This is a genomic window from Tabrizicola soli (assembly GCF_015999335.1).
Classification (GTDB): Bacteria; Pseudomonadota; Alphaproteobacteria; order Rhodobacterales; family Rhodobacteraceae; genus Tabrizicola; species Tabrizicola soli.
On the sequence record NZ_JAEACP010000007.1, the window covers coordinates 172803 to 185346 of the forward strand.

8 protein-coding genes are annotated in these 12544 nt (G+C 68.3%); 1 reads left to right on the top strand and 7 read right to left on the bottom strand.

What is annotated here, in order from left to right; translation table 11 throughout:
• Nucleotides 1-5 precede the first annotated feature (5 nt).
• The 4 genes from I7S92_RS08260 to I7S92_RS08275 all read right to left on the bottom strand — a co-directional run bounded on the left by I7S92_RS08260 (nt 6) and on the right by I7S92_RS08275 (nt 7310).
• Nucleotides 6-1559: a trimethylamine methyltransferase family protein gene (locus I7S92_RS08260; protein WP_197643013.1), complete on the bottom strand. Its 1554-nt coding sequence runs from the start codon at nt 1557-1559 to the stop codon at nt 6-8.
• The gene (locus I7S92_RS08265; protein WP_197643014.1) at nt 1543-2385 is read right to left on the bottom strand and encodes an isocitrate lyase/PEP mutase family protein; all 843 of its coding nucleotides are present in this window, start codon (nt 2383-2385) and stop codon (nt 1543-1545) included. Before I7S92_RS08265 ends, I7S92_RS08260 begins: the two co-directional genes overlap by 17 nt.
• On the bottom strand, nt 2382-4820 hold the full coding sequence (locus tag I7S92_RS08270) for a GcvT family protein (RefSeq protein ID WP_197643015.1): 2439 nt from the start codon (nt 4818-4820) through the stop codon (nt 2382-2384). The genes I7S92_RS08265 and I7S92_RS08270 overlap by 4 nt, the downstream gene beginning before the upstream one ends.
• A 63-nt stretch (nt 4821-4883) precedes the next feature.
• Nucleotides 4884-7310: a GcvT family protein gene (locus I7S92_RS08275; RefSeq protein WP_197643016.1), complete on the bottom strand. Its 2427-nt coding sequence runs from the start codon at nt 7308-7310 to the stop codon at nt 4884-4886.
• A gap of 208 nt (nt 7311-7518) precedes the next feature.
• Here I7S92_RS08275 and I7S92_RS08280 point away from each other — a divergent pair, with 208 nt between their 5' ends.
• Complete coding sequence (locus I7S92_RS08280) at nt 7519-8373, top strand: LysR family transcriptional regulator (RefSeq protein WP_197643017.1); 855 nt, start codon at nt 7519-7521, stop codon at nt 8371-8373.
• Between the two features lie 101 nt (nt 8374-8474).
• Here the strand turns inward: I7S92_RS08280 and I7S92_RS08285 are convergent, their stop codons facing one another.
• From I7S92_RS08285 to I7S92_RS08295, 3 genes are all read right to left on the bottom strand, one after another.
• Nucleotides 8475-10424: an ABC transporter permease gene (locus I7S92_RS08285; RefSeq protein ID WP_197643018.1), complete on the bottom strand. Its 1950-nt coding sequence runs from the start codon at nt 10422-10424 to the stop codon at nt 8475-8477.
• Nucleotides 10421-11443 (bottom strand): quaternary amine ABC transporter ATP-binding protein, encoded by a 1023-nt coding sequence (locus I7S92_RS08290; RefSeq protein WP_197643019.1) that lies wholly within the window; start codon nt 11441-11443, stop codon nt 10421-10423. The genes I7S92_RS08285 and I7S92_RS08290 overlap by 4 nt, the downstream gene beginning before the upstream one ends.
• Before the next feature lie 89 nt (nt 11444-11532).
• Nucleotides 11533-12489 (bottom strand): ABC transporter substrate-binding protein, encoded by a 957-nt coding sequence (locus I7S92_RS08295; protein ID WP_197643020.1) that lies wholly within the window; start codon nt 12487-12489, stop codon nt 11533-11535.
• Nucleotides 12490-12544: the final 55 nt, after the last annotated feature.

Consider the following 12544-nt stretch of genomic DNA (forward strand, 5'->3'; position numbering starts at 1 on the left):
CGACCTCACTTGAAGCAGATGTTGAAGCGGGCGCGGATGGCGCGGTCGATCTCGGGATCGACGCGGCAACCCGCCCTGGCGAGGATAGAGTTCTTGCGCGCGATGGCCGTGTCAAGCAGCAAGGGCTTGCCGGCCTCGTTCCATTCCTTCGGCGACATGCGGTTGCCGACATTGGGGTAGATGTATTCGGTCTGCATCAGCTTCAGCGTCTGGTCCGAGCCGAGGTAATGGCCCGGCCCGCCGAGGCAGACCTCCTTCATCGCGTCGAGGCTGGTCGAGTCGGGCGTCACGTCGATCCCCCGCACCAGCCGCATGGCCTGGCCCAGAAGGTCGTCGCCCAGGACCAGGCTTTCCAGGCAGAAGCCCAGAAGCGAGGCATGCATCCCCACCGCCTCGTAGCACATGTTGAGGCCCGCGAGCCCGGCCAGCGCATTGGTGATCCCCTGTTCCCACCCGGCCTGCATGTCCGGCAGCTTGGAGTCCGAGATCCCCGAGGCCGCCCCGCCGGGCAGGTCATAGTAGCGGTGCATCTGCGCGCAGCCGGCGGTCAAAAGCGCCTGTTCGGCGCTGCCGCCCGACATAGCCCCGGTGCGCAGGTCGCTGACGAAGGGCCAGGTGCCGAAGATCGCCGGCGCGCCGGGCCTGATCGCGTTGACATAGACCACGCCCGCCAGGCATTCGGCCACCGCCTGCACGATAGTCAGCGCGATCGGCGCGGGGCTGGTCGCGCCCGCCTGCCCGGCCGAAAGAAGGAGCATCGGCATCCCGCGCCGGATGCAGTCCTCCATGGTGATGCAGGATTCCTCGGCGAACTTCATCGGCGGGACGACGAAGCAGTTGGAATTCGAAACGAAGGGCCGCTTCAGCCATTTCTCCTCGCCGCCCGCGACCATGTATAGCATCTCGAAGCAGTCGGCGACATGGGACGGGTCGGAGAAGGAGGTGCCGACATGCTTGGTCGTCCCCGCAAGACAGCCGTAGAGAGTGTTGAGGTCCATGTCCTTGTTGTCGGGGACATCGCGGCAGACCATGGTGCGCTGGTAGAAGTGGATGTTGTCCAGGTTGTCCACCAGCCGCGCCGCGTCATACAGGTCCTGCGCGGTCGAATCGCGATAGTCCAGCGTCACCGGATCGACGATATGCACCGCCGCCCCCGCGGTGCCGTAATGCACATTGGTCCCGGTCAGGTGCAGGTCGTGCTTCGGGTCGCGGGCATGGAGCGTGATGTCGCGCGCGGCCTTGGCCAACATGTCCTCGACCAAGGCGCGGGGAAAGCGGATGCGGCCGTCGTCGCCCTGGATCGCTCCCGCCTCGGTCAGAAGCTTCACGCCCGAGGGCGAGGCCTGGGAGAGGCCGATCTGCTCCAGCGCATCCAGCGCGGCGGCATGGATCTGCTGGACGCCTGCCTCGGTCAGGGGCTTGTACTGCCCTCCCGGCAGGCCGCCACGGACGGGGCGGATGTCTTCGGCCAGAGGGGCCGCGCGCAGCGCCACCCGGGCCTGGCGGCCCCCGGAACGGCGGGCGCGGGCGGGTTCGCAGATGTCACCAATCTCGGTCATTGGGGGTCCCCTTGAGAAGAAGTGCGTCGATCTCGTCGCCACTGGCGGCGCCGGCGAGGGGGGCGAAACTGCCCTGCCCCAGCATCGCGCCGACGGAATCGCGAATGGCGGCATGGGCGAGGCGGGCGATCTGGCTGCCGGTGGAGATGCGGCGGATGCCCATGGCGGCAAGCCCGGCCACGGTCATGGCCTTCAGCGGCCCGGCGGCCAGGGCGTTGACGGGTTTCGTGACGGCGGCCAGCACCTGCGCCAGCTCCCCGCGGCCGGGCGGAACCGGCAGGTAAAGAAGGTCGGCCCCCGCCGCCTCGAAGGCCTGCAGGCGGCGGATGCCCTCGGCCAGGGTATAGGTGCCGTGCATCACCCCGTCGGCGCGGGCGCAGAAGACGAAGGGGCGGCCAAGCGACCGGGCCGCTGCCGCCCCGGCCCGGATCCGTTCGACCGCAAGGCCGAAGTCATGGGCGGGCGCGCCGGGGGCGATCCGGGTATCCTCGACGCTGATCCCGGAAAGCCCCGCCTCACCCGCCAGCCGCACGGTTTCGGCCACCACCTCGGGGGCATCGCCGAAGCCGTTCTCGAAATCGCCCGAGACCGGCAGGCCGGTCGCGGCCAGCAGGTCCTGGGCATGGGCCAATGCCTCGTCGCGGCTGACCCCGCCCAGGTCGGGGCGGCCGAGGGTGAAGGCATGCGCGGCGGAGGAGGTCGCCAGCGCCCTCGCCCCCAGCGCCGCCATCATCCGCGCGCTGCCCCGGTCCCAGGGGTTCGGAATGACGAAACAGCCCGACTGGTGCAGGTCGTGAAAGGCCTGGTGCCGGGCTGCGAGCGTCATGCGCGGACCCTTTCGCTGGCCGGATCGTGCATCGGCGCCAGGCTGGCGATCGCCTCGTGCCGCTGGCCCGCGACCTCGATCTCGTAGCGCGAGGACAGGATGTCGTCCTCGCTCTGCCCCTTGGCCGGGACATAGCCCATGCCGATGGCGCCGCCAAGGAAATGGCCGTAGTTGCCAGAGGTGACGGGCCCGACGATCCGCCCGTCGCGGACGATGGCTTCGTTGTGGAACAGAAGCGGCTCGGGGTCTTTCAGGCGGAACTGGACCATGCGGCGGTCCAGCCCGGCCTGTTCCTTGCGCAGCACCGCGTCGCGGCCGATGAAGGCCGGTTTCTTGCGGCTGACGGTGAAGCCGAGGCCCGCCTCCAGCACATGATCCTCGTCGGTGATGTCATGGCCCCAGTGCCGATAGGCCTTCTCGATCCGGCAGCTGTCCAGCGTGTGGAGCCCGCAGAGCTTCAGGTCCGGCTGCGCCTCGATCAGCGCCTCGAAGACATGGGCGGTCTGGTCGGCCGAGACGTAAAGCTCCCAGCCCAGCTCGCCGACATAGGTCACGCGATGGGCGCGGGCGATCCCGAGGCCGATCTCGATTTCCCGCGCGGTGCCAAAGGGATGCGCGTCATTGCTGAAGTCGTTGGGCGAGACCTTGGCCAGCACCTCGCGCGATTGCGGGCCCATGAGGCAGAGGACCGATTCCGCCGCCGTCACATCGGTGATGACCGCGAAATCCTCGCCGACCCGGGCGCGCATCCAGGCGAGGTTGCGCTGCAGGGTCGCACCCGGGACCACCGCGAGATAGGCGGTCCCGGACAGGCGCGTCACGGTAAGATCGGCCTCGATACCCCCGTTTTCATTCAGGAACATCGTATAGACGATCCGCCCCGGCGCCACATCCATCTGCGCCGAGGAGATCCGGTTCAGGAAGGCGCAGGCGTCGCGCCCCTCCACCCGGATCTTGCCGAAGCTGGTCATGTCGAAGAGACCCGCAGCCTCACGCACCGCCATGTGTTCGGCCTTCTGGTTCTCGAACCAGTTCTGCCGCTTCCAGGAGTAGCGGTATTCCCGCTCCTGCCCCTCGTTCGCGAACCAGTTCGCGCGCTCCCAGCCCGCCACCTCGCCGAAGACCGCGCCGCGCGCCTTCAGATGGTCGTGGATCGGCGAGCGCCGCACCCCCCGCGCGGTCTCGACCTGGCGATAGGGGAAATGGTCGGCGTAAAGAAGGCCCAGCGTCTCGGTCACCCGCTCCTTCAGGTAGCGGCGGTTCTTCTGGAAGGGCTGGGCGCGGCGGATATCGACCTCCCAGAGGTCGAAGGGCGCCTCGCCCTCGGTGATCCAATGCGCCAGCGCCTGCCCCGCACCGCCCGAGGAGACGATGCCGATCGAGTTGTAGCCGGCCGCGATCCAATAGCCCTTCAGCTCCGGCGCCTCGCCCAGGTAGTAGCGATCATCGGGGGTAAAGCTTTCGGGACCGTTGAAGAAGGTGTGGATGCCCGCGGTCTCGAACATCGGCATCCGGTTGGTCGCCATCTCGAGGATCGGCATGAAATGCTCCCAGTCCTCGGGCAGCGTGTCGAACTCGAAGTCCTTGCGGATGCCCTCCATCCCCCAGGGCTTGGCCTTCGGCTCGAAGGCGCCCAGCATCATCTTGCCGGCGTCCGACTTGTAATAGGCGCATTCGTCGGGAACCCGCAGCACCGGCAGGTCGCCCAGGCCCTGCACCGGCTCGGTCACCAGGTAGAAATGCTCGCAGGCGTGCAAGGGCAGCGTGACGCCGTTCTGGCCCGCCAGCTCGCGCCCCCACATGCCGCCGCAGTTGATCACCACATCCGCCTCGATATGGCCCGGCCCCGCCTCGCCTACGTAATCCACCCCGGTCACCCGGCCGTTCACGGTGGTCACGCCGGTGACGCAGGTCATCTCGTGGATCTTCGCGCCCCGCATCCGCGCGCCCTTGGCCAGCGCCATGGCGATGTTGGCCGGATCGCACTGGCCGTCCAGCGGCAGCGCCACCGCGCCGACCACGCCGTCGATGTTCAGATGCGGATATTTCGCCTTGGCCTCGGACGGGCTGATCTCATGCACCTCCACATCGAAGATGCGCGCGACGGTGGCCTGGCGCAGCAACTCTTCATGGCGCTCCTTGGTCAAGGCCACAGAAATCGAGCCGACCTGCTTCATGCCGGTGGCAACCCCGGTCTCCGCCTCCAGCCCGCGATACAAATCCGCCGAATACTTCGCCAGCCGCGTCATGTTCGCCGACCCGCGCAGCTGTCCGATCAACCCCGCCGCGTGCCAGGTGGTGCCGGAAGTCAGCTTGCGCCGCTCCAGCAGCACCACATCGGTCCAGCCCGCCTTGGCCAGGTGATAGGCCACCGAACAGCCCGAGACCCCGCCTCCGATGACAACTGCGCGCGCCTTGGTTGGAATCCCGTTCATTGCCGTTCCCCGTAGGGTGCGCTACAGCGCACCGCGCTTCAAAATGGTGCGCTATAGCGCACCCTACGCCTTGATCCGTTCGTTTTTCGCATCCCAGGCCGGGCCGTCCGGTAGAACGGTCGCCTTCACCCGCTCGCCGAAGATTTCCACCTCGACCTCCGTCCCGGCCACCGCCAGATCCGCCCGCAGCATCCCCAGCGCCAGCGAATGCCCGACCCGGTAGCCCCATGCGCCCGAGGTGGTCTCGCCCACCACCGCGCCCTGATGCCAGAGCGTTGACATGTAGGGCGCATCCGCCTCGCCCGCCTCGACCTTGAGCGAGACGAAGCGCTTCTTCACGCCCCGCTGCTTCTCGGCGGCAAGCGCCGCCTTGCCGGGGAAATCATGGGGCCAGTCGATGAACCGCTCGAGCCCGCCCTCCAGCAGCGAATAGTCGGTAGACAGGTCGCCCTTCCAGGCGCGGTAGCCCTTCTCGATCCGCAAGCTGTTCAGCGCCTTCATCCCGAAGGGCTTCGCGCCCCCCGCGAGCAGTGCGTCGTAGATCGCCGGCGCGTCGTCCCGGTCGCAATGGATTTCCCAGCCGAGTTCCCCGGCGAAGGAAACCCGCACCAGCGCCACGTCCTTGCCCGCGACCTTCGCGGCATACTGGACCGAGAGCCAGGGCAGCGTCAGCTCGGCCTCGCTGATCCCCGCCAAGAGGTCGCGCGCCTTCGGGCCGGTGACGATGAAGCAATGGATCTTGTCGGTCCAGTCCTCCAGCGTGACGCCTTCCGGCAGGCCCCTGCGCAGGATGTCGGCGTCGTGGCTTTGCGCGACGGCGGCGGTGATCACGCCCACGTCCTCGTCGGAGAACGGCAGGCAGGTCATTTCGGTGACGATCCGGCCGCGGTCGTCGGCGAAATACAGCAGCCCCGTGCGACCCGGCTGCGGCAGTTTCGAGGCGGTGAGCGAGGCGAGATGCGCCCTTGCCCCCGGCCCGGTCAGCCGCAGGCGGGTGAAGCCCGGCAGGTCGAGAACGCCCACCCCGTCCCGCACCGCCTCGCATTCGGCCTTGATACGGGCCTCCCACGGGCCCGCCCTGCCCCAGGTCTGCGTCGCCTCCCAGGAGGTATCGTCGCCGGCTTGCGCGAACCATTCCGCCCGTTCCCAGCCGTTGTAGGGCGCGAACTGGGCGCCCATCGCTTTCAGCCTGTCATGCACCGGCGAGAGCTTGCGGTCGGGCGCTGCGGGCCAGCGGGCCATCGGGAAATGCATGCCGTATTCGTGGCCGTAGACCTCTTTCCCCTTGGCCACCAGATAGTCGTGATCCTCCCAGCCGGTGAAGCGGCGCGGGTCGCAGGACCACATGTCCCATTCGGTGCCGCCCTCCGTCACCCATTCCGCCAGCACCTTGCCCGCGCCACCCGCCTGGCAGATGCCGAAGGTGAAGACGCAGGCCTCGAAGGCGTTCGGAACGCCGGGCATCGGGCCGATCAGCGGGTTGCCGTCGGGCGTGTAGGGGATCGGGCCGTTGATCACCTTGGTGAGGTTGGCCTTCTGCAGGAGCGGCACCCGCGCCATCGCGTCGTTGATGTGCCATTCGATCCGGTCCAGATCGTCGGGGAACAGCTGGAAGGAGAAATCCTCCGGCATCGGGTCGTCCGGCGTGGCCCAATGCGCCCGGCAGGGGTTCTCGTAGGGGCCGAGGTTGAAGCCCATCTTCTCCTGCCGGAGATAGTAGGAGGAGTCCACATCGCGCAGAAGCGGCAGCTTGTGGCCCTCGGCCTTCGACCAGGCCTCCAGCTCGGGGATGGTGTCGAACAGGAGGTACTGGTGGCTCATCACCATCATCGGCACCCGGCGGCCGAACATCGCGCCGACATGGGCCGCATAATAGCCGCCCGCGTTGACGACATATTCGGCGCGGACCTCGCCCTTCGGCGTCGACAGCACCCATTCGCTCCCGGTCCAGCGCGCCGCCGTCACCGGGCAGAACCGCTCGATCCGCGCGCCCAGCTGCCGCGCCCCGGCGGCCAGCGCCTGGGTCAGCTGTGCCGGGTCGATGTCGCCGTCATAGGGGTCATACAGGGCGCCCTCCAGATCATGCGTCTCGAGGAAGGGATATTTCGAGCGGATCTCCTCGGGCGACAGGATCGACAGGTCCATCCCCTGATAGCGCCCCATGCCCTGGACGCGCCTGAACTCCTGCATCCGCTCGCGGCTGTGACCCAGCCGGACCGAGCCGGTGACATGGTAGTTCATCGGATAATCCACCGCCTCGCCCAGGCCCCGGTAGAGGCCGGCCGAATAGCGCTGCATGTTCATGATCGACCAGGAGGCCGAGAAGGTCGGCACGTTCCCCGCCGCATGCCAGGTCGAGCCCGCCGTCAGCTCGTTCTTCTCCAGCAGGAGGCTGTCCGTCCAGCCCGCCTTCGCCAGATGATAAAGCGCCGAGGCCCCGACCGCCCCCCCCCCGATGATCACCACCCGCGCCTGCGCAAATTCCGCCATGACCGCCTCCCCTGAACGCCGCCACTATCCCCCGCCCGGCTCCCGCTTTCAATTCGGCCGGACCTCGGGTATTGATCGACAACCCCGATCAGCACCTTCCTCTTGACGGAAATATTCCACGGGTGGGCCGGTGCGTTTCGCCACTGGTTCAAGAAACCACCGGCTTGGGGGGTATGAAACCCCCGGCGGCCAGCAACAGGCGCGACCCATGCAGATCGACCTCCTCGACACCTTCCTCGACCTTGCCGAGACCCGCAGCTTCCACCGCACCGCCGAGCGGCTGCGGATCACCCAGTCCACCGTCTCGGCCCGCGTCGCCTCGCTGGAGGAAGCGGTGGGCTCGCGGCTCTTCGACCGCTCCCGCGCCGGGACCGACCTCACCCCGGAAGGCAAGCGGTTCGAGCCGCACGCCCGTGCCCTGCGCCACGAATGGAACCAGGCCCGCCGCCGCATCCGCATCCCGCAGGGCGCCGAGCAGTTGCTGCGGCTGGGCATCCAGAACGACCTCGCCGCGGTCTATCTGGGCGACTGGGTGGCCGAGTTCCGCGCCGCCCTGCCGCAGACCGCCTTCTACATCGAGCCGGATTATTCCAACCAGATGTGTGCCGACCTCTTGACCGGCATCCTCGACTTCGCGGTGATGTTCTCGCCGAAGCCGCACCCGGACCTGCATTTCGAAAGCGTGGGCGACGTGATCTACCGGATGGTCTCGACCGAGACGGCGCGGCTGGCCGGCGTGCGGCCCGACCGCTTCGTCTTCGCCCATTTCTCGCCCGCCTTCGAGGAGATGCACCGCCAGCTCACCCCCGATCTGGCCGCCTCGCCGGTCTCGGTCGGGCAGTCGGGATCGGTGGTCTCGCTGCTGACGGCGATGGGGGGATCGGGATATGTGCTGGAAAAAACCCTGGGCGAGCTGGTCGCGGCGGGCCGGTTCATGGCGGTGGAGGACGCGCCGGAGCTGCGCCAGCCGGTCTTCGCGGCGATCCACATCCGGCACCGGACCCAGCCCCTGCACCGCCGGCTGACCCAGCTGGTCGCCGGCCATTTCCGCGCGGCCAGGTAGGGTGGGCAATATTGCCCACCTCATGCTTGCCCGCGCGCGGCGGATGCGACAGCCTGCATGATTTCAATGCCTTGCCTGCGGACATTAACCTTTTGGCAAGGCTACTTCCCGCCCGGCGAAGCCCGGGATTGCGCCCAGCGCAGGAGCAGGTGGTCGGCCATCAGCCCCATGAAGGCCACCGCCAGCCCCAGGACGAAGCCCTTGCCCACGTCGGCCGAGGAGAGCGCGCGCTGCATCTCCTGGCCGAGGTCCTGGGTGCCGATGAAGGCGGCGATGATCACCATGAACAGCGCGAACATGATCGACTGGTTCGCCCCAACGACCAGCGTCGGCAGCGCCAGCGGCAGCTTCACATGCCACAGGAGCTGGCCCCGGCTCGCCCCCGACATCTGCGCCGATTCCACGATCTCGGGCGGGACCCCGCGCAGGCCCTCGATCGTGTAGCGGACGATGGGCACGGTGGCGAAGACCATGACGGCGGCGATGACGGCGACGTCGTTCACGCCGAACAGCATGATGACCGGGATCAGGTAGATGAAGCTGGGGAAGGTCTGGGCCGTGTCGCAGACCAGCAGGAAGCGCCGCGCGCGGGTCTCGTTCGCGGCCCCGACCAGCCCGAGCGGCACGCCGATCATCAGCGCCAGCGCGACCGCGACGAAGACGGTATAGGCGGTGATCATCGCCCGGTCCCACCAGCCCGACAGCGCGATGGGCAAGGCGAAGGCGAGGCAGACCAGCGCCGAGCGCAGGCCGCCGGTCCGCCAGCCCAGGCCCGCCAGCGCCAGAAGCACGGCCGAGGTCGGCAGCCAGAGGAAGGCGTCGCGCAGCGGGATCAGGACCCAGGTGATCAGGAACCAGCGCAGCCAGTCGGTCACCGGGTCGATCAGGTCGATGACCCGGCCCACCACGGCATCGACCGGCCCGGCCAGGCTGAGGGCCTGTTTCCGCTCGACCTCAGCGAAATAGGGATGCAGCGCGGCCAGCGCGAAACCAAGCGCGACGAGGCCCAGCCAGATCGCCAGCAGGCGGTGGCGATGGAGCCAGGGCCCTTCGGCATGGGCGGGCTGTTTCACCGCCCAGGCCTTGGACATCCGGTCCAGCACGATGGCCAGAAGCACGATAGTCACGCCGATTTCGACCGACAGCCCGATCTTCAGCGCCTGCAGGAGTTGCAGCAGCTTCTGCCCCAGTCCCGGCATGCCGATGAAGCTGGCCAGGACCACCATGGCCAGGCTTTGCATGATCACCTGGTTGACGCCGATCAGGATCTCGGTCCGGGCCGAGGGCAGCCGGACGCGGGTCATCAGCTGCAGGCGGGTCGCGCCGCTCATCTTGCCGCTCTCGATGATCTCGGGCGGGACCGAGCGCAGGCCGAGCAGCGTCATGCGGATCATCGGCGGGACCGAGAAGATCACCGTGACGATGGCCCCGGCCTTGGGTCCGACGCCGATGAAGACGACGACCGGGATCATGTAGGCGAAATGCGGCAGGGATTGCGCGATGTTGAGGATGGGGTTCAGGATCCGTTCGGCCAGCCGGTAGCGCCAGGCGAGCGTGCCGAGGGCGAGGCCGAGGAGGACGGAGAGCGGCGCGGCGACGACGATGACCGACAGCGTCTCCATTGCCCATTTCCACTGGCCCATGACGGCGATCCAGACGAAGGTCCCGGCGGCCAGCGTGGCCAGCCGCCAGCCGCCCAGCGCATGGCCCGCCATCCCGGCGGTGGCGGCGATCACCACCCAGGGGATCGGCCCGACATTCGGCCAGCGCGACTTGCCGTAAAGCATGTTCGCGGTCACATCGAGGCAGAATTCCACCGCGTCCGAGACGGCGCGGGTCAGGGCCATCAGGCCAAGGTCGTCGCGGGCGAAGGCGAAGGCGGCGTTGATCCAGTCGGCGAAGGGCAGGATGAGGCCCTCCGGCAGGCGCAGCAACCCGGCGGGAAGCGCGTTGCGGAAGAGGACCAGCACCAGCGCGGCCAGCAGGATCGCCTGCGCGATCCGCTTCTGCTCCAGTCGGAACGGGGCTTGCGGGAGAGTGGCCGTCATCATGCCGCCGGTCCCAGCAGCAGGTCGAGCGCCGCCTTGCGGTCCAGAAGCCCGGCGATGCGGCCCCTGTCGGCCAGCGGGATCAGCGCCCGGCTGTCGCCGACGATCCGGCGGGCAAGCGCATGCAGCGTCTCGCCGGCCGGCAAGGGCTCGCCGTCCACGGGACGGCCATCCACCGGCAGCGCCAGCGCGCCCGCATGGACGACGCGGGTGCGGTCGATGGCCTCGGTGAACTTGGCGACATAGGGTGTCGCGGGGGCCATCACGATGCGCTCCGGCGTGTCGATCTGTTCCACCGCGCCGTCCTTCATGATCGCGATGCGGTCGGCCAGGCGCAGGGCCTCGTCGAAGTCATGGGTGATGAAGACGATGGTCTTGGCCAGCATCCCCTTCAACCGCAGGAATTCGTCCTGCATCTCGCGCCGGATCAGCGGGTCGAGGGCCGAGAAGGGTTCGTCCAGGAACCAGATGTCGGGTTCCACCGCCAGACTGCGCGCGATGCCGACGCGCTGCTGCTGGCCGCCGGACAGCTCGCGCGGGAAATAGCCCTCGCGGCCCTTGAGGCCGACCAGCGCCAGCATGTCGCGGGCGCGGGCGATGCGCGAGGCGCGGTCCTGGCCGCGCATCTCCAGCGGGAAGGCCACGTTCTCCAGCGCGGTGCGGTGGGGAAGCAGGCCGAAGCTCTGGAAGACCATGCCCATCTTGCGGCGGCGCAGGTCGATCAGCTCGGTCTCGCCGAGGCGGCCGATGTCGCGCCCCTCGACCGCGACGGTGCCGGCGGTGATGTCCAGCAACCGCGCCAGGCAGCGCACCAGCGTCGACTTGCCGGAACCGGAGAGGCCCATGACCACCAGCATCTCGCCGCGCCTGATGTCCAGCGACACGTCGCGGACGGCGGCAATATGGCCCGTGGCGCGCAGGTCCTCCATCGTGGTCTGCGGCATCAGGCGCAGCCGTTCCGGCCGGTCGCCGAACACCTTCCAGACATTCCGGCAGGAAATCACCACATCATCTGCTGTCATGGGTCCGCTCCCTTGGGCGAAAGGGCCACCCGGCCGGGGCCGGGTGGCAGGTTGGCGTCACCGGAGGGGACGACGGATCGAACGGGCGTTCATTCGGTCCAGGGCTTCCAGACCGCCTCGTTCGCTTCCATCCAGGCGGTGGCGGCGTCCTCGGGCTCCATCCCGTCGACGTCGACGAGCTTGGCCATCTCGGCGATCTGGGCGTTGGTGAAGCTCACCTTCTGCAGCGTGGCATAGGCGGCGGGCCATTTGTCCTTCATCCCGTCCCAGGCGGCGATCTTCAGGTAACCGTTGGCCGGGTTGCCGCAGTCATAGGTCTTGTCCGGGATCGGGCCGACGGCGGGGTCCTTGTCGCAGCCCTCGACCCATTCGGGGAAGTTGACGAATTCGCCCGGCCAGACCGCCTCGGCGAAGTTCGGGGTCCAGTTGAACAGGACGATCGGGGTCTTGTCCTTCTCGGCCGCCGCGATCTCGGCCCAGAGCGCGGCGGCGGAGCCCGCGTTCACCACGACGAAGTTCATCCCCAGCGCATCGACCTTTTCCTGGTCGTGCTTCAGCCAGTCCACCGGCCCGCCGAGGAACCGGCCCTTGTCGCCCGTCTCGGGCGTGGCGAACTTGGCGGCGCAGTCGTTCAGCGCCTTCCAGTCCGGCAGGCCGGGGCAGGCTTCCTTGGTCCACAGCGGATACCACCAGTCCTCACGCGTGACGGCGTTGTGGCTGGCGGCGTCATGGATGCCGCCCTTCGCCACCGCGGCGTCGAACGAGGCGCCGAAGGCCCCTTCCCAGACTTCCAGCTCCAGCGTCGCATCGCCCAGGCGCACGGCCTCGTACACCGCCTGGCTGTCGGTCGAGACATATTCGACCGAGTTGCCCATACCCTCGAACATCTGGCCGACGACGTTCGACATCACGATCTGGCTGGACCAGTTGTGGATCGGAATGACGATCGGGTCCGGGGAATCCTCGGCCAGGGCGGCGGGGGCCAGGAGGGGCGCGGCCAGCGCGATGGTCGCGGCGCCGAGAAGCAGTCTGGTCAGTCTCTGCATGTGGTCAGGTCCCTGTGCTGTCGCGCCCGCGCGGGGCGCATTTCCCGGAAAGTCG

Coding starts and splice junctions, on each gene's coding strand:
- I7S92_RS08265 (WP_197643014.1), bottom strand. CDS start 2,385: ATGACGCTCGCAGCCCGGCACCAGGCCTTTCACGACCTGCACCAGTCG.
- I7S92_RS08260 (WP_197643013.1), bottom strand. CDS start 1,559: ATGACCGAGATTGGTGACATCTGCGAACCCGCCCGCGCCCGCCGTTCC.
- I7S92_RS08295 (WP_197643020.1), bottom strand. CDS start 12,489: ATGCAGAGACTGACCAGACTGCTTCTCGGCGCCGCGACCATCGCGCTG.
- I7S92_RS08275 (WP_197643016.1), bottom strand. CDS start 7,310: ATGGCGGAATTTGCGCAGGCGCGGGTGGTGATCATCGGGGGGGGGGCG.
- I7S92_RS08280 (WP_197643017.1), top strand. CDS start 7,519: ATGCAGATCGACCTCCTCGACACCTTCCTCGACCTTGCCGAGACCCGC.
- I7S92_RS08290 (WP_197643019.1), bottom strand. CDS start 11,443: ATGACAGCAGATGATGTGGTGATTTCCTGCCGGAATGTCTGGAAGGTG.
- I7S92_RS08285 (WP_197643018.1), bottom strand. CDS start 10,424: ATGATGACGGCCACTCTCCCGCAAGCCCCGTTCCGACTGGAGCAGAAG.
- I7S92_RS08270 (WP_197643015.1), bottom strand. CDS start 4,820: ATGAACGGGATTCCAACCAAGGCGCGCGCAGTTGTCATCGGAGGCGGG.